Raw genomic sequence first — 16,445 nt, 5'->3', positions numbered from 1 at the left:
TTACTCTTTTCATAGTGAAGAGATCACTAATTAACTTAGTCGGCTGAACCGCGTTATCTCTCGTTTTGTAAAAAAAAAGCCCGGTGCTGGTAACAGCCACCGGGCCATAATTCAAAACAGAATCAGAACGCCATTAACTCTGCTTCTTTCTCAGTTAATGCTTCATCCACTTTCTTGATATAAATATCAGTCAGTTTTTGAATCTCATCCTGTGTTTTACGCTCATCATCTTCGCTGATCTCTTTATCTTTCAGCAGCGCTTTAACTTTATCGTTAGCATCACGACGAACGTTACGGATAGAAACACGACCTTGTTCTGCTTCGTTACGCACAACTTTAGTCAAATCCTTACGACGTTCTTCAGTTAACGGAGGAAGTGGAACACGAATAACTGTGCCCGCAGAAGATGGATTTAAGCCTAAATCAGCCGACATAATCGCTTTTTCAACCGCCGGACCTAAGCTACGGTCAAACACGGTAATAGCTAAAGTACGGGAATCTTCAACCACTACGTTGGCTAACTGACGCAAAGGGGTTGCTGAACCATAGTAATCAACCTGAACACCATCAAGAATGCTTGGATGAGCACGGCCAGTACGAACTTTGCTGATATGTGTTTTAAACATTTCCAGGCACTTTTCCATGCGTACCTGAGCATCTTGTCTAATATCGTTAATCACGTTGCTAACCTTTTAATGCTAGTAATATGGTGGGCCACGCCTTATGCATAGCCCGCGAATAAGAAATTTGCTACTTTGCTTCAACACTCATCTTCAGCCTGAAGAGAAGCATACTATAAGCTTTTATTTCACCGCCGCGCTGAATTATTCAGTCGGTTTGGTAATTAACGTCCCTTCAGCTTCGCCCATTACTACACGGCGTAAGGCGCCAGGCTTATTCATATTAAATACGCGAATCGGTAAGTTATGATCGCGAGCCAGTGTAAATGCCGCCAGATCCATCACTTTCAGTTCACGTTCTAATACATCCTGATAGCTCAGGGTTTCATACAAAGTCGCTTCCGGGTTTTTCACTGGATCGTCAGAGAACACGCCGTCAACTTTAGTCGCTTTCAGTACTACGTCTGCTTCGATTTCAATGCCGCGTAAACAGGCAGCAGAATCGGTAGTAAAGAATGGATTACCGGTACCCGCAGAGAAAATAACTACTCGACCATGACGCAGCAGGCTGATAGCTTCTGCCCAGCTGTAATCATCACAGACGCCGTTAAGAGGGATAGCAGACATCAGACGAGCGTTCACATAGGCACGATGTAGCGCATCACGCATAGCCAGTCCGTTCATTACGGTAGCTAACATTCCCATGTGGTCGCCCACTACACGGTTCATACCGGCTTTTGCCAGGCCTGCGCCGCGAAATAGATTGCCGCCACCAATAACTACACCAACCTGAATGCCTAACTCGACCAGCTCTTTAATCTCTTGTGCCATGCGGTCTAACACACTGGCATCAATGCCAAAACCTTCAGAGCCCTGTAAGGCTTCGCCACTTAATTTAAGTAGGATTCTTTGATATACGGGTTTCGCGTTAGTAGCCATAGTCTTGTTTCCTGGTTGGCTGTTTATAATGGTCTGTTTATTCTAAAAAAACGGACCGATATGGTGATCGATCCGCCTTTATGCATCAAGCTAAGTTTACTTAGTCATCGCAGCAACTTCTGCTGCAAAGTCTACTTCTACTTTCTCAATACCTTCACCCACTTCGAAGCGGATAAATTGTACAACGCCAGCTTTCTTCTCTTTCAGCAGATCGCCAACGGTTTTGCTTGGGTCCATAACGAAAGCCTGACCAGTCAGAGAGATCTCACCGGTGAACTTACGCATACGGCCTTCAACCATTTTCTCAGCGATTTCGCGAGGTTTGCCAGATTGCATAGCGATGTCGATCTGGATTTCGTGCTCACGAGTAACTACTTCAGCAGGTACGTCGTCTGGAGAAACGAATTCAGGCTTGCTTGCAGCAATGTGCATAGCAACATGCTTAACCAGCTCATCATCAGTAGTACCGGTTGCAGAAACCAGAACACCGATACGCGCGCCGTGCATGTAAGCGCCCAGTCTGTCGCCTTTAACTACTTCAACGCGACGAATATTGATGTTCTCACCAATTTTCGCTACCAGCGCAGTACGCTGCTCTTCAAATTTTGCTTTTAATACTTCAACATCACTGATGTTTTCAGCCAGTGCTGCATCAACAGCTGCGTTAGCAAAAGCCAGGAAACCGGCATCTTTAGCTACGAAGTCAGTTTCACAGTTAACTTCCATGATGACGCCAACTTTGGCATCAGCAGCGATTTTAGTCAGGATAACGCCTTCAGCAGCTACACGACCAGCTTTCTTAGCCGCTTTTGCCTGACCTGATTTACGCATGTTGTCGATAGCCAGCTCGATATCGCCATTTGCTTCAACCAGCGCTTTCTTACATTCCATCATACCAGCACCGGTACGATCGCGAAGTTCTTTTACTAGAGCTGCAGTAATTTCAGCCATTCTCTTTATCCTCGGTTATTCTTTGTCGGATGTTCTGTTGCATAAATAAGCAAAAAGGGAGCCTGCAAAGGCCCCCTAACCAACATATCTAATACCTGGTTAATAAGGGCTCTCTAATGGAGCACGCCTTATTACTCTGCTTCGATGAAGCTTTCTTCTACAGCCTGAACGCCCTGGTCTGAACGACCTTCACGTACGGTTGCAGCAACAGCGCCAAGGTACAGTTGTACTGCACGGATAGCATCATCGTTACCAGGGATAACGAAGTTAACACCGTCCGGATCAGAGTTAGTATCAACAACAGCAAATACAGGGATACCCAGGTTGTTTGCTTCTTTGATAGCAATGTGTTCGTGATCGGCATCGATAACGAAAATTGCATCAGGCAGGCCGCCCATGTCTTTGATACCACCCAGGCTGTTCTCAAGCTTTTCCATTTCACGAGTACGCATCAGCGCTTCTTTCTTGGTCAGCTTATCGAAAGTACCATCTTGTGCCTGGACTTCTAATTCTTTCAAACGTTTGATTGACTGACGAACGGTTTTCCAGTTAGTCAGCATGCCACCTAACCAACGGTGGTTAACGTAGAATTGGTTGCAGCTCTTTGCAGCTTCTTTTACTGGCTCGGATGCAGCGCGTTTAGTACCAACAAACAGGATTTTGCCTTTGTGAGACGCGATCTTGCCTAACTCAGCCAGAGCTTCGTTAAACATTGGTACAGTTTTTTCAAGGTTGATGATATGAACTTTGTTACGAGCACCGAAGATGAAAGGTTTCATTTTCGGGTTCCAGTAACGTGTCTGGTGACCAAAGTGTACACCAGCCTTGAGCATATCGCGCATTGATACAGTTGCCATTATTACCTCTATGAGTAAAGTTTGGGGTTATGCCTCCACGTATCCCATAACGCCGACCCCTGAACAATAATATTCCGGAGCACCCCGCCGTATGTGTCGATACGTGTGTGTTATAACGTTGATTAATGTTAGTGGAGATCTCATTGCCTAAGAACACAACAGAGTGATGTTAATAGTGCGGATTTCCGGCGCGCTTTATACCATAAAAGTGGCAATAAATGCCACTACTTACTATGAGTAATAGCGAAAAAACTATGGGAAAAGCGAAAAAAGCACCGCATCACACACTTTAACTTAGCGTGATGCGGAACGATTTATCTTAAGTCTAGTTTAGTTACGGATGATTTTCCCATCCTGATATACCCATTTTCCATCCACCATGGTGCGAACTACCTGACCAACCATCTCCATGCCGGTGAAGGGGCAAGATTTACCGCGGGTCAGCATGGCGTGTGGGTCAACAACCCACTCCTTTTTCGGGTCGATAAGCACCAGATCTGCCAGGCCGCCAACGCTCAGATGACCACGATCTTTCCAGTCAAATGCGGCGGCCGGGCCCGCGGTCATTTTGTGAATCAGTGCCTGCAAGTTCCACTGTCCGGTCTGTACCAGACAGCTATGCAGCACGCTAAATGCGGTTTCAAATCCGGCAAATCCGCAAGGTGCTTCATTAAACTCACAGTCTTTCTCTTCATAAGCGTGTGGCGCGTGGTCTGTGGCAATGGCATCCAGGGTGCCGTCTTTCAAACCTTCAATTAATGCGACAATATGTTCATTGGTACGCAGAGGCGGGTTAACTTTGAATGCAGAATCGAAAGACTCGATTGTTTTGTCCACCAGACACAGATGGTGTGGCGTAACTTCAGCAGTAACTTTAATGCCTTTAGCCTTAGCTTCACGAATTAAATCTACCGCTCCTTTACTACTCACATGGGCAATATGCACATGCCCACCGGTCATTTCCGCCAGCATAATTTCACGGGATACTGCAATATTCTCTGCTTCAGCAGGACGACCTTTCAGGCCCAGCTTGGCAGAAACACAACCTTCATGCATAACGCCATCGGCGACCAGACAACAATCTTCTGAGTGAGAAATCACCGGCAAATTAAACATGCTGGCATATTCCAGCGCAGCACGCATCAGGCGGCCATCATTAACATAATAACCATCATCAGAAAATGCTCTGGCTCCCGCCTGTGCCATATCACCAATTTCTGACAGCTCTTTACCTTCCAGACCTTTAGTCACTGCGCCGGTAATTTCTACCCGCACGACCGCATCGGTCTGAATTTTATGTTTCATACCGGCGACAATAATCGCCTGATCGATAACCGGACGAGTATTAGCCATGGTCAGAATAGTGGTAAAACCACCCGCGGCGGCCGACGCAGTACCGGTTAACAGATCTTCTTTTGCTTCTTGCCCTGGTTCACGCAAATGGCAATGGATATCAATAAAGCCAGGGCTGACAACTAATCCGCTGGCATCAATAACTTCATCGTTCGCTTCTGCACTCAGTGATTTTCCAACCGCTGCCACTTTTCCGTTGGCAATACGAATATCCAGCACATCATCTAAACCATTAGCAGGATCGATCAGGTGACCATTTTTAATTAACCACTGTGCCATTATGCTTGTACCCCATCAGCTAAAGTTAAAGATAGAACTGCCATTCTGACTGCCACACCGTTATTCACCTGCTCTTCAATGGCCGAGAAACGCCCATAAGCCACATCCGGTGATATTTCCAGACCACGGTTCATTGGGCCAGGGTGCATCACTAATACATTCTCTTTTGCCAGTTTCAAACGTTCGTCGTTAATACCGAAAATACGGGCATATTCACGCGGCGTTGGGAATAATCCCTTCTTCTGGCGTTCCAGTTGAATACGTAATACGTTGACGACGTCCGCATCCGCAATGGCATCTTCCACACGGTGATGGATGGTGACACCCATATCCAACATTTCTTTAGGAATTAAGGTCTTTGGTCCGCCTAAATGAACTTCCGCGCCCATTTTCAGCAAACCCCAGATATTTGATCGAGCTACCCGGCTATGCAGAATGTCACCCACAATAGCGACTTTCTTACCGGCTATAGAGCCGTGATGCTGGCGAATGGTTAACAGGTCTAATAGACCCTGAGTGGGATGTTCATGCGCCCCATCACCGGCGTTAATCACTACGGCCTTAACATAGCGGGTTGCATATTGAGCGGCCCCTTCAGCACTGTGACGCATGACAATGGCATCAACACCCATTGCCTGAACGGTTAACAGGGTATCTCTCAGGCTTTCACCCTTAGCAACGCTGGAGGTAGAGGCGGCAATATTAATCACATCGGCACCCAGATATTTGCCGGCCAACTCAAAGGATGAGCGTGTTCTGGTACTATTTTCAAAGAAGACGTTAACGATTGCTTTTCCGCGCAAAGTAGATAATTTCTTGATGTCTTGCTTAGTTACCTTTTTCATTTCATCCGCGGTATTCAACACACGTTCGATATCCGCCACCGACATGTGTTCCAACCCTAAAATATGTTGGCCTCGCATTATATTTTTCGCTCCTCTGTTGAAATTTGAATCAAAAAAAACCCCCAATCTAATACTTGTTAGTATCTGATTAGGGGTTGATATCAACCTTTTTAGCTATGTGTACTCTCATCCTGCTTTGCCCAATTTACTATTAAGTGGTTTTAAAAACCTCTTACCTCACACTAAAGATAAAAGACAGCGCTCAAACCTTCTTAATTTATCAGATATTAAACCCTAGTCAATAAGTATTAGTTAGCAGTCTTCATTTTTTATTTTTCAACACACATTACCCCTTATTATTGAAGGGTTATTAATACGATAAATTTGGTTCTCTTTTGCAGGACTGATACCATATTCAGATCGTGAATTGATTATCGTTGTCAGTTAACCCTGCGTCCCTTGAGCTTCGTTATGTGCTGACTCCTATCATTAGTGGACAATTTTATGGCTATTTCTATCAAAACCCCTGAAGACATTGCAAAAATGCGTGTGGCTGGTCGTCTGGCCGCTGAAGTCTTAGAAATGATCGAACAGTACGTTAAGCCTGGCGTAACTACCGGCGAACTGGATCGTATTTGTCATGACTATATTACCAACACTCAGCAAGCAGTTTCTGCCTGCCTTGGGTATCATGGTTTTCCTAAGTCTGTCTGTATCTCCGTGAACGAAGTGGTATGTCACGGTATTCCCAGCGATGACAAAAAGCTGAAAGATGGCGATATCGTTAATATTGACGTTACCGTAATCAAAGATGGCTTCCATGGTGATACCTCAAAAATGTATTTTGTTGGTAAACAAACCATTCTGGGTGAACGCCTGTGTCGTGTAACTCAGGAAAGTTTATATCTGGCTTTAAAAATGATTAAGCCAGGTATTCGCCTGCGCACACTGGGTAAAGCTATTCAGCAATATGTTGAAAAGCAAGGTTTCTCGGTAGTCAGAGAGTATTGCGGTCATGGCATTGGTGAAGGGTTTCATGAAGAACCTCAGGTACTGCATTATGATGCAGATGACGGTGGCGTAGTATTGCAGAAAGGTATGACTTTTACCGTTGAGCCGATGGTTAACGCCGGTGATTTCCGTATTCGTACCATGAACGATGGCTGGACGGTAAAAACCAAAGATCGCAGCCTATCTGCCCAATATGAACACATGATTGCCGTTACTGATACCGGTTGTGAGATTCTGACCCTGCGGAAGGATGACACGATTGAGGCTATTTTGACGCCAGAAGCGTAATCCTCTGCTTTAGTATAATTTTTTGTTAAATGGCTGACTTTGGTTGGCCATTTTTGTTGTTGGGTCTGGAGTATATTTTAAATTAACCTTGAGGACATTCCGCTCAAGCACCAAGGTGATATGAGCAACATCGTTTTTACGGTCGGAATATTCTCAATTGCAGATTGATTAAGTTTGTCATCAGTCTGAAACACCTTACGGTGTTTCAGACTAACTCGAATGTAAACCTTACAGTTTATCCTGCATACGTTTTATCGCTTTATCATAAGCCGGATTGTCTTTTTGCTGTTTAGCTAATTTGAAGTGACGTAAAGCTTCTGCGTTATTGCCTGACTGCTCATAGATACGAGCAATATTGAAATAGGATGCCGCTTTAACCGTATTAGCATTATTACCATTAGCTAACGCTATCGCCTTGCGGTTAGCCCAAATAGCTTCAGCAACACGATTTTGTTTTTGATAGGCCAGACCTAAATTGCTGTATGCCTGACTGTAGGTTCCATCCTGCTCAATAGCTTGTTGATACAAACTCACTGCATCAGCCAGTTTATTCGCGTGATAAGCAGCTTCACCGCTGGCATTCAGCGCATGAGCCGCTGAACTATTTATTGGCTGGGCACTCACGGGGGTAGCAGTAGAACTATCGTTCAAAAGTGGTGTTAGGGCTGGTCCAACAGACGGTCGGTCCGATCCACCTGAGGACAGGGAAGTCAATGTATTGATATCTTCAAGATCCCCATTAGGATTTAAACGAAAGACCGTCCACAGATTACCAGTATGGCTAACAGGAACATCGTAAGTACGCACTAATGACTGACCGACATAAACAAAGACTTTCGCTTTGCTGGCAGACAATGCACTGCTGCCAGAATCAGAACGGTTAGTAAAATCGTGCACTGCGTAAACATAGCTTTGGCCAAATTGCTTTTTCTGAATGGTAATGGTTTCAGGTCCATAGCTATCAGTATCATCAACGTCTAACTCTGCATCATCACCCTGCTTATCTTCAAAGAAGATATGATTACCTGAGTAGACTAAGTGAGAATCCAAATCTTCAGGTTTTTCCCCCCAACTTAAAACAATACGCATCCCGTCCAGATTTTGCATTACCGGGCTCATGGCATAGGTCAACCCGTTGCATGGGCACTTAACCACTAAATCTGAAAAACCACTTTTTTTGATAATCAGCAAACTGTCACCGGTAGCAGAAAAAGGACTATTCAGAGTCACATTTCCCTGAGCATCGGTGTTACCCACGATGCTCTGCTCACCATTCTTTTGCAGTACAACTTCTGCACCGGAAATACGTTTATCTTTAATTGTTGCGTCCAACACGTTAACCGTTACTGAATCAGCCAAAATAACAGGGGAAAAAAGAGCAACAAATAAAGAAATTATCAGAGGACGAAAACCCAGCATAAAAAATCCTTTTATATAACAGACAAATAGATTACGTCACTTAAGATGCACACATAATAGTGTCACACATGAAATTCAGTAGCGATTTTAATACATTGAATATACAAGGGCGAATCAATAATGTGGAATTTCTCTTGTATCGTTCTCTTCAGGGCTATGCTTGATTAGTTATGTTATTAATAACTCTCTCGTTGTGTTTTCTATGCTTTCATCTGGCGAATTTTCAGGTTTACAGGTAGCTTAAGTAGTAGGGAGTTGTCCTTTGCGGCAACGATTGATTATTTCGTGATTAACTCCGCTATCAAAAGGTTATTGTCACTATGTTTGAGCACGTTTTGCTGAAAAAGCCCTGCGATCCTTCCTGTTTAAGTAACAGCGAATTGACGTTACCCAATTTAAAGCAGGAGTTGGAACGTTTTCAGGTCTGGTTGAAGGAAGCTTTTGCAGCAGATGTGGCGGTCGATGAGCTGTTGAAAGCACGCTCGGATTATATAGACCACTTGCTACAGCGGCTCTGGCTCTTTCACGGTTTTATTAAGCCAACGGCAAAAGGATTGGCTAATCGCAGCGGGCTCGTGCTAATTGCTGTTGGTGGCTACGGCCGTAGCGAACTACATCCGCTTTCTGATATTGATATTTTAATTCTCAGTGATCAGCCATTAAATGAAGAACAATCTCAACGGGTTGGAGAAATCATCACCTTACTGTGGGATTTAAAACTGGAGGTGGGCCATAGCGTGCGCACGCTGGAACAGTGTCTGGAAGAGAGTATTGCCGATCTGACTGTAGCCACCAATCTGATTGAATCACGATTAATTTGTGGTGATGTCGCACTGTTTCTCTCACTACAAAAACATATTTTCGGACAGGAAATCTGGCCATCAGATACCTTCTTTCACGCCAAGTGTCAGGAGCAGGAAGAGCGCCACCAGCGTTATCATGGTACCAGCTATAATCTTGAACCCGATATTAAAGCCAGCCCCGGGGGCTTAAGGGATATTCATACTTTGCTGTGGGTGGCTCGTCGCCATTTTGGCGCGACGTCTCTTGATGAGATGGTGAGCTTTGGTTTTTTAACCCCCGCAGAGTGCACCGAGCTGGAAGAGTGTCAGGCTTTTTTATGGCGAATTCGTTTTGCCCTGCATTTAATTCTACCGCGCTACGACAACCGACTGCTGTTCGATCGTCAACTCAGTGTTGCTACCCTCTTGGGCTATAAAGGCGAAGGTAACCAGCCAATCGAGCGCATGATGAAGGATTATTATCGCGTTACCCGTCGGGTTGCAGAACTTAATCATATGTTGTTGCAGCTGTTTGATGAGGCGATTTTAGCCGTTGACCATACCGATAAGCCGCAAATTCTGGATGAACGTTTTCAACTACGCGGCCAGTTGATTGATTTACGCGATCCAAATCTGTTTATCGAACAGCCGGAAACCATTTTAGGGCTGTTCTATCGCTTGGTCAGTAATCCCGATATTAAAGGTATTTACTCAACCACTTTGCGCCATCTGCGCTATGCTCGCCGCCATTTGAAGCAGCCGCTGTGCGAGTTACCCGCCGCTCGTCAGTTGTTTATGGCCATTTTACGCCATCCTGGTGCCGTCAAGCGGGCTATTGTGCCAATGCATCGCCACAGCGTACTGGCAGCCTATATGCCGCAATGGGGGAAGATTGTTGGCCAGATGCAGTTTGATCTGTTCCACGTCTATACCGTTGATGAACATACTATTCGGGTGTTACTAAAACTGGAAAGCTTTGCCGATGAAGAGACGCGTCAGGCTCACCCTCTGTGCGTGGAGCTTTTCCCCCGTTTGCCAAAACAGTCATTATTACTAATGGCCGCCCTGTTTCATGATATCGCCAAAGGCCGTGGAGGTGACCACTCCACTCTCGGTGCTGAAGATGCGAAAGATTTTGCCACCTTGCACGATCTCAACTCTAACGAAGTTGATTTAGTCAGTTGGCTGGTCAGACAGCATCTGTTGATGTCGGTAACCGCTCAACGCCGTGATATACAAGATCCGGAAGTTATTCAGCAGTTTGCTACCGAAGTACAAACAGAAACCCGATTGCACTATCTGATTTGCCTTACCGTAGCTGATATCTGTGCCACTAACGAACCGTTATGGAATAGCTGGAAGCAGAGCCTGTTGCGTGAACTCTATTTCGCGACAGAAAAACAGTTGCGTCGCGGCATGCAATATCGACCAGACTTAAGAGAACGCGTTCGGCACCACCGTGCCCAGGCACTGGCTCTGTTACGACGGGATAATATCGACGAGGCCGCTTTGCATAATCTCTGGAGCCGATGCCGGGCCGACTATTTTCTACGCCATACGCCGGGCCAGTTAGCCTGGCATGCCCGCCATCTGGTCAATCATAAATCCGATAAGCCACTGGTGCTTATCAGTCCTACCCCTAACAGGGGTGGAACAGAAATCTTTATTTATAGCCATGACCGACCTTACCTGTTTGCCGCAACCGTTGGTGAACTGGACAGAAAAAACCTGAGTGTTCACGATGCTCAAATTTTTACTAATCGTGATGAGATGGCAATGGACAGCTTTATCGTTCTGGAACCTAACGGCAAGCCACTGACCCCAGACCGTCACCAGGCTATTCGGGAAGGGTTGGAGCAAGCGCTAACACAGCCGGTGTATGAACGCCCACGCCCGCGTATGCTATCTTCTAAACTTCGCCACTTTAATGTCGCGACTCATGTAACTTTCTTACGAGGTCATAGTGAGCGACGGACTTATATGGAACTGGTTGCCCTTGACCAGCCAGGGTTGTTAGCCAGAGTCGGCGAAGTTTTTGCCGATTTAGGATTATCGCTGCACAGTGCGCGCATCTCCACTATTGGAGAACGGGTTGAAGACTTATTCATTCTCACAAACAGTGAACGAACAGCGTTATCTTCTGAAATTTGCGAACTTTTGAAACAAAGGTTGACAGAAACCCTGAATCCAACGGATAAATATGGCCCCAAATAATACTTCCTTAAATACACGACATCAGGAAAAGAGATGCAGCAGTTAAAAACCGTTATAGAAACCGCCTTTGAGCGCCGTGCTGAAATTACTCCGGCGAATGCAGATACCGTTCTTCGTGAAGCTGTTAAGCAAACCATTGCTAAATTAGACAGCGGTGAATTACGCGTTGCCGAAAAAATCAACGGTGAGTGGGTCACACATCAGTGGCTGAAAAAAGCGGTTCTGCTTTCGTTCCGTATTAACGACAATGTCGTCATGGATGGCGCTGAATCCCGCTATTTCGATAAAGTTCCAATGAAATTTGCCGATTATGATGCCGCACGTTTTCAACGTGAAGGTTTCCGCGTAGTTCCACCAGCCAGCGTTCGTCAGGGGGCTTTTATTGCCCGTAACACGGTGCTGATGCCATCTTATGTCAACATTGGTGCTTACGTTGATGAAGGTTCCATGGTTGATACCTGGGCAACCGTAGGTTCCTGTGCCCAAATCGGTAAAAATGTTCACCTGTCTGGCGGTGTGGGTATCGGTGGTGTACTTGAACCACTGCAAGCCAACCCAACCATTATTGAAGATAACTGTTTTATCGGCGCCCGCTCTGAGGTTGTTGAAGGCGTGATCGTTGAAGAAGGTTCCGTTATCTCTATGGGTGTTTACCTCGGTCAAAGCACCCGTATTTACGATCGTGAAACCGGAGAAATCCATTATGGCCGCGTTCCGGCTGGCTCAGTCGTGGTTTCAGGTAACCTGCCGTCTAAAGATGGCAAATACAGCCTGTACTGTGCGGTTATCGTGAAAAAGGTAGATGCCAAGACTCGCGGTAAAGTGGGAATCAACGAGCTGTTACGGACGATTGATTAATCATTCTCACTGATATAAATCAAATTCAAAACGCGGGTATTACCCGCGTTTTCATTTCAATAAACTCAAGCTAAAAATCACCCCAAAACTCAATATACTTTGGCTCTTCTGCCGCATCAAAACGCTCTGGCAGTGAAAAACTAAATTCATGTGCAAAATAGCTTGCCAGATCGTAACCGTAATAGATGATATCCATCTGATAGACGGAAAATACCGGATTGCCGACTTCATCAGGTATAGCGGGAATATAGCGATGAGAATAGATTGGGATAAGTTTAGGGTAAGTATAGAAATATTGACTGACAATAACTTTTCTCTCTTCTGCACTCGCCGGCCTTTCTCCCCATGATGGCTCCCAATAGCTATTATTCTCCACATCAAACAACATTCCTTCCAACGGCCAGTTAATACGCTGTTCAAGCTGCTGTTTTTCTTCAGGGGAATGCAAACCTGCTCGCCAGTTTACAAACCGGTCTGAGACAGGTAGTGCCATTTGAAGAAATTGCTTCAGGTCAGGAGGAAAAGTGACTTGAAACACATCCTTAATCTTAACCAGCTCATCATCCGTTAAGCCCTCAGCAAAGCTAACGCCGCTCTGTTTCAGACGCTTAATCAGTAATGTTATCTGTGAAATATTCATGATGTTACGCCAATCCCCAGTTTAATGAGCCTTCACGATTAATATTTAAATACCAGTTCTTATCAAGCCGCTTGTCCGAGTACTCTTCATTTAGCAGAGAGGTTGCCTTCCTGATAATCTCCGCCACTTTCCCCGGCGTTAGCGGTTTTAGCTGAAAATAATCTCTCGCCCTGTCTTGCTGCTACGGTGTAACGGCATTGATGATATCACCGTAAAATAGCCATGGATTATGAAACTGATAATGCACCGTTAACCAGGGATAAGCTTTTCGCCCGGCAACCCAGACGCGTAAAAAAAGGTAGTCACCATTCGCCGCATCAGGATCCCATAAAACTCGCCAGAAAAAATCGCAGCCATCTACGTGAATCCGACGTAACTTCATACGCATGTTTATTCCTTTTTAAACATTAGGGTAGTGATTGATATCCCCTGCTATAATAATTATTACACCGTCATAAAAATAAATCAGGAAGGTTTTCTTATGTACGATAATCTCACCAGTCTCGGTATTACTAATCCTAAACAGATCGACCGCTATAGCCTGCGTCAGGAAGCCAGTAACGATATTTTAAAAATCTATTTCCGTAAGGAAAAAGGTGAATTTTTTGCCAAGAGCGTCAAATTCAAATATCCACGCCAGCGCAAAACCGTTTTAGCTAATCCAGGTGCAGAAAAATCCTATAAAGAAGTCCATGAAATCAGCCCTAATCTTCGCCACGTTATTGAGGAACTTGATAAGATTTGTCACGGGGAACGTATTGAGGTCGACATAAAGAAAAAGATTCTTTCCGATCTGCGCCATCTCGAACAGGTTGTTACCCACAAGATTGCTGAGATCGAAGCCGATCTGGAAAAACTGACGGAAAAAGAGAATGGTAGATAAGTACCGTCCGGCAAGATAATCTTTAATCCTGACGCGGTATACAGAAAGTAAAAATCCACCTTAAGTAACCGGTGGATTTTTACTCTACAACTCGATGGCTATATCAAGAAACCCTGCCTAAACCAGACCACCCCAATGTTTAATCCAGTCGGCAGCGAATACCTCCGGTTCAGAGACTTCACTTGAATCAATAATCAATACATCCCCAAGCCGGGTCGCGCCTTGTTCCTGCAACAATGCATCAAACTTTTTACCCGCACCGCAGAAGTTCTCATAGTTACTATCTCCCAGTGCAATTACGCCATAACGTAACCCTGGTTGATGTCCTAAAGAATCTTTAATGTCATAAAATAGCGGCTCAATAGAGCCAGGCAAATCGCCCTGTCCGGTAGTTGAAGTCACCACCAGCACATGCTCCCGCTCATAGTTCTGCCACTCATCCAGAGTGCCTTCATCAAACAAAGCAACATCATGCCCTTGTTCTTGTAACAGGGTTTGAGCTTCTTCAGCAACCATCTGGGCATTACCGTATACGGTACCAACAAAAATTCCTATTTTTGCCATCGCTTTTTCTCTCAATTTTAACGGGTTATCTGACAGAACTATCCTGAGTTATTGCCAAATTAATTTCAACCCCATTATATTCAGGGCATTGCGAGGCCCATCCAAATTCTGTCATTAAGTTCTGCCAGCGAGAATCCCAGGGTGCGGAAATCAATAATGGTTGATGAGTAACCGGATGTTGAAGTGCTAAATGGCTGGCATGTAGCATCAAACCCTGACAGCCAAAATGTTCAGCCACCGCACGATTATGGCGTAAATCGCCATAGGCGCTATCACCAATAATTGGATGGAAAATATGTTTCATATGGCGTCGGAGTTGATGCTTACGACCCGTTTGAGGGGTAAGCTCAACCAGGCTATAGCGTGCGGTATCATATGGCCCAACGGCAATCGGCACCTCGACCTGTGATAATCCCCGGTAATGGCTAATAGCAGGCTGAGCCTCTTTATCTTGTTTAGCAAACTTATCGGCAATCTTATCCAGATGTTCTACCAGAGGGTAGTCAATGGTATCGGCTTCATGAACATGCCCTCTAACTACTGCATGATAAACCTTATTGAGCTGATGATGTTCAAACTGCTGAGACATTTGACGGGCCACCTCGTTGGAGAGCGCCATCAACAGCACGCCGGACGTTGGTCGATCAAGGCGGTGTACGGTGAAAACATGTTGACCAATCTGGTCACGCACCGTTTGCATTACCACCACTTTTTCATGACGATCAAGCCAACTGCGATGAACTAACCAGCCGGAAGGTTTGTTTACTGCCACCAGATGTTCATCCTGATACAAAATATCCAGCATTAGAGGACTTCTTTATTAAGTAATTGATCGATTCGATAGAGGGCATCAATCAGAGATTGATGATTTTCAGCGCGCGGACTGAATGCTTCTTCAAAATAAGGTGCAATGGCAATACGCGCGGGTAATGGATTATGCCCTTCTACCAGTGCCCGCATACGAGGAATAAATACCCACTGTAGCCACGTCTCAGGCGACATAGTATCAATGCAGAAAGGTTCATTACTTTCGAATACGCTAAGTTCAGGTGCACAAGAACTCCATAATGCTTGCTCCTGCATCAACTGCTCGATTTCACCCAGCAATTGCCAAACCTGATTATCTAAACTCATTATGTTCTCTTGAAATTGACACGACAGACGGATCTGAAAGGCTGAAAAAGGAGGCTTATCATATCACTTTGAGAATGGTGGGTAAAAAACCAAATATTGAGGGACAAAAACAAGAAAGGCCCACTGTAATCTACAGTGGGCCTGGTGCGTTATATAGCTTATCCGGCTATGCGCGTTGCTTCCCTGCTCAATCCTTGAAAAATTGTCCTGTCGGTTATCCTAACCTTGCTATCCTTTGCAGCGTCCTACTTTCTTCCTTGTCTCGTCATCCTGCATCATCCTGATGCTCTTCCTTGCTAGTCGTCCTGACCCCCTACACTCCGGTAGGTACTCATTCTCCATCCTGGAGGTGTCCGCTAGTTTTTTCCTTAAACTTTCCTGTGCTACCATCCTGATAGCGTCAATCCCTGATTGTCTTCCTGACTTTCTACATTCCTGGTAGAATTGGTTTTCATCCTGAAACTGTCCGTTAGTTCTATCCTGAACTATCCTTCATCTTCCTGATGATATCCTGAGCTCTTCCTAAGCGAATCCACTTGCTTTATCCTAAAGCCGTATCATCCTGATACAGTCCTTATTCCTGAGCTCCCTTTCGATGGACATAGAATCGCTTAATTTCCTCTGTCTCACAATATACCCTGTGAGACTTACATCCAGCAGAACAGCTTGCAAGCACCCCGAACTCAACTTAACCAATTGATATTTATATTCATTATAAAAACATTATTTTAAAAATTGACGATATGTCTCACAGGGCTTGTAGGATATATCTCACAAGGTAGCGCGCATCTATTGTAAGACTCGCATC

Annotated in this window: 16 protein-coding genes; 4 read left to right on the top strand and 12 right to left on the bottom strand. The window is 45.1% G+C overall.

The features are described 5' to 3' along the window. Positions 1–122: 122 nt before the first annotated feature. From frr to EKN56_RS04035, 6 genes are all read right to left on the bottom strand, one after another. Complete coding sequence (gene frr, locus EKN56_RS04060; protein WP_130590637.1) at positions 123–680, bottom strand: ribosome recycling factor; 558 nt, start codon at positions 678–680, stop codon at positions 123–125. A gap of 144 nt (positions 681–824) precedes the next feature. Next, complete coding sequence (pyrH, locus tag EKN56_RS04055) at positions 825–1,559, bottom strand: UMP kinase (protein ID WP_130590636.1); 735 nt, start codon at positions 1,557–1,559, stop codon at positions 825–827. A 96-nt stretch (positions 1,560–1,655) separates the two neighbouring features. Next, complete coding sequence (gene tsf / locus EKN56_RS04050; protein WP_130590635.1) at positions 1,656–2,510, bottom strand: translation elongation factor Ts; 855 nt, start codon at positions 2,508–2,510, stop codon at positions 1,656–1,658. A gap of 131 nt (positions 2,511–2,641) precedes the next feature. Beyond that, on the bottom strand, positions 2,642–3,367 hold the full coding sequence (gene rpsB, locus EKN56_RS04045) for a 30S ribosomal protein S2 (protein WP_130590634.1): 726 nt from the start codon (positions 3,365–3,367) through the stop codon (positions 2,642–2,644). A 330-nt stretch (positions 3,368–3,697) separates the two neighbouring features. Then, entirely contained in the window at positions 3,698–4,999 is a 1,302-nt protein-coding gene (locus tag EKN56_RS04040) for a dihydroorotase (protein ID WP_130590633.1), read from the bottom strand. Continuing rightward, positions 4,999–5,922: an aspartate carbamoyltransferase catalytic subunit gene (locus tag EKN56_RS04035; protein WP_130590632.1), complete on the bottom strand. Its 924-nt coding sequence runs from the start codon at positions 5,920–5,922 to the stop codon at positions 4,999–5,001. Before EKN56_RS04035 ends, EKN56_RS04040 begins: the two co-directional genes overlap by 1 nt. A 426-nt stretch (positions 5,923–6,348) precedes the next feature. Here EKN56_RS04035 and map point away from each other — a divergent pair, with 426 nt between their 5' ends. Continuing rightward, positions 6,349–7,143 (top strand): type I methionyl aminopeptidase, encoded by a 795-nt coding sequence (gene map / locus EKN56_RS04030; protein WP_130590631.1) that lies wholly within the window; start codon positions 6,349–6,351, stop codon positions 7,141–7,143. Positions 7,144–7,371: 228 nt separating this feature from the next. On the opposite strand, the gene EKN56_RS04025 is transcribed toward map, so the two are convergent. Continuing rightward, positions 7,372–8,562, bottom strand: coding sequence for a tetratricopeptide repeat protein (locus EKN56_RS04025; RefSeq protein WP_130590630.1), 1,191 nt, complete (start codon positions 8,560–8,562; stop codon positions 7,372–7,374). Between the two features lie 320 nt (positions 8,563–8,882). Between EKN56_RS04025 and glnD the strand changes: the two genes are divergently transcribed. Further along, positions 8,883–11,558 (top strand): bifunctional uridylyltransferase/uridylyl-removing protein GlnD, encoded by a 2,676-nt coding sequence (gene glnD, locus EKN56_RS04020; RefSeq protein ID WP_130590629.1) that lies wholly within the window; start codon positions 8,883–8,885, stop codon positions 11,556–11,558. Positions 11,559–11,591: 33 nt separating this feature from the next. Next, the gene (gene dapD, locus EKN56_RS04015; protein WP_130590628.1) at positions 11,592–12,416 is read left to right on the top strand and encodes a 2,3,4,5-tetrahydropyridine-2,6-dicarboxylate N-succinyltransferase; all 825 of its coding nucleotides are present in this window, start codon (positions 11,592–11,594) and stop codon (positions 12,414–12,416) included. Between the two features lie 70 nt (positions 12,417–12,486). On the opposite strand, the gene EKN56_RS04010 is transcribed toward dapD, so the two are convergent. Then, complete coding sequence (locus EKN56_RS04010) at positions 12,487–13,056, bottom strand: SMI1/KNR4 family protein (protein WP_130590627.1); 570 nt, start codon at positions 13,054–13,056, stop codon at positions 12,487–12,489. A gap of 181 nt (positions 13,057–13,237) precedes the next feature. Next, positions 13,238–13,444, bottom strand: coding sequence for a hypothetical protein (locus EKN56_RS04005; RefSeq protein WP_130590626.1), 207 nt, complete (start codon positions 13,442–13,444; stop codon positions 13,238–13,240). A gap of 93 nt (positions 13,445–13,537) precedes the next feature. Between EKN56_RS04005 and EKN56_RS04000 the strand changes: the two genes are divergently transcribed. Continuing rightward, a complete protein-coding gene (locus tag EKN56_RS04000) occupies positions 13,538–13,939 on the top strand; it encodes a DUF3461 family protein (RefSeq protein WP_130590625.1) in 402 nt (133 codons plus the stop codon). 117 nt (positions 13,940–14,056) lie between these two features. Here the strand turns inward: EKN56_RS04000 and EKN56_RS03995 are convergent, their stop codons facing one another. The 3 genes from EKN56_RS03995 to EKN56_RS03985 are packed head-to-tail and all read right to left on the bottom strand — an operon-like array spanning position 14,057 to position 15,637. Further along, positions 14,057–14,503, bottom strand: coding sequence for a flavodoxin (locus tag EKN56_RS03995; RefSeq protein ID WP_130590624.1), 447 nt, complete (start codon positions 14,501–14,503; stop codon positions 14,057–14,059). 25 nt (positions 14,504–14,528) lie between these two features. After that, positions 14,529–15,308, bottom strand: coding sequence for a tRNA pseudouridine(65) synthase TruC (gene truC, locus EKN56_RS03990; RefSeq protein WP_130590623.1), 780 nt, complete (start codon positions 15,306–15,308; stop codon positions 14,529–14,531). After that, positions 15,308–15,637, bottom strand: a complete 330-nt coding sequence (locus tag EKN56_RS03985) for a YqcC family protein (protein WP_130590622.1) — start codon at positions 15,635–15,637, stop codon at positions 15,308–15,310. The genes truC and EKN56_RS03985 overlap by 1 nt, the downstream gene beginning before the upstream one ends. Between the last annotated feature and the right edge of the window lie 808 nt (positions 15,638–16,445).

Source organism: Limnobaculum zhutongyuii (assembly GCF_004295645.1).
Lineage (GTDB): Bacteria > Pseudomonadota > Gammaproteobacteria > Enterobacterales > Enterobacteriaceae > Limnobaculum > Limnobaculum zhutongyuii.
The sequence above is the reverse complement of the archived record's forward strand: the minus strand, read 5'-3'. Positions and strand labels throughout refer to the sequence as shown.

Excerpts from the sequence above, each read along its gene's own strand:
- pyrH (WP_130590636.1), bottom strand. The coding sequence starts at position 1,559 with ATGGCTACTAACGCGAAACCCGTATATCAAAGAATCCTACTTAAATTA.
- tsf (WP_130590635.1), bottom strand. The coding sequence starts at position 2,510 with ATGGCTGAAATTACTGCAGCTCTAGTAAAAGAACTTCGCGATCGTACC.
- rpsB (WP_130590634.1), bottom strand. The coding sequence starts at position 3,367 with ATGGCAACTGTATCAATGCGCGATATGCTCAAGGCTGGTGTACACTTT.
- EKN56_RS04040 (WP_130590633.1), bottom strand. The coding sequence starts at position 4,999 with ATGGCACAGTGGTTAATTAAAAATGGTCACCTGATCGATCCTGCTAAT.
- EKN56_RS04035 (WP_130590632.1), bottom strand. The coding sequence starts at position 5,922 with ATGCGAGGCCAACATATTTTAGGGTTGGAACACATGTCGGTGGCGGAT.
- map (WP_130590631.1), top strand. The coding sequence starts at position 6,349 with ATGGCTATTTCTATCAAAACCCCTGAAGACATTGCAAAAATGCGTGTG.
- EKN56_RS04025 (WP_130590630.1), bottom strand. The coding sequence starts at position 8,562 with ATGCTGGGTTTTCGTCCTCTGATAATTTCTTTATTTGTTGCTCTTTTT.
- glnD (WP_130590629.1), top strand. The coding sequence starts at position 8,883 with ATGTTTGAGCACGTTTTGCTGAAAAAGCCCTGCGATCCTTCCTGTTTA.
- dapD (WP_130590628.1), top strand. The coding sequence starts at position 11,592 with ATGCAGCAGTTAAAAACCGTTATAGAAACCGCCTTTGAGCGCCGTGCT.
- EKN56_RS04010 (WP_130590627.1), bottom strand. The coding sequence starts at position 13,056 with ATGAATATTTCACAGATAACATTACTGATTAAGCGTCTGAAACAGAGC.
- EKN56_RS04005 (WP_130590626.1), bottom strand. The coding sequence starts at position 13,444 with ATGCGTATGAAGTTACGTCGGATTCACGTAGATGGCTGCGATTTTTTC.
- EKN56_RS04000 (WP_130590625.1), top strand. The coding sequence starts at position 13,538 with ATGTACGATAATCTCACCAGTCTCGGTATTACTAATCCTAAACAGATC.
- EKN56_RS03995 (WP_130590624.1), bottom strand. The coding sequence starts at position 14,503 with ATGGCAAAAATAGGAATTTTTGTTGGTACCGTATACGGTAATGCCCAG.
- truC (WP_130590623.1), bottom strand. The coding sequence starts at position 15,308 with ATGCTGGATATTTTGTATCAGGATGAACATCTGGTGGCAGTAAACAAA.
- EKN56_RS03985 (WP_130590622.1), bottom strand. The coding sequence starts at position 15,637 with ATGAGTTTAGATAATCAGGTTTGGCAATTGCTGGGTGAAATCGAGCAG.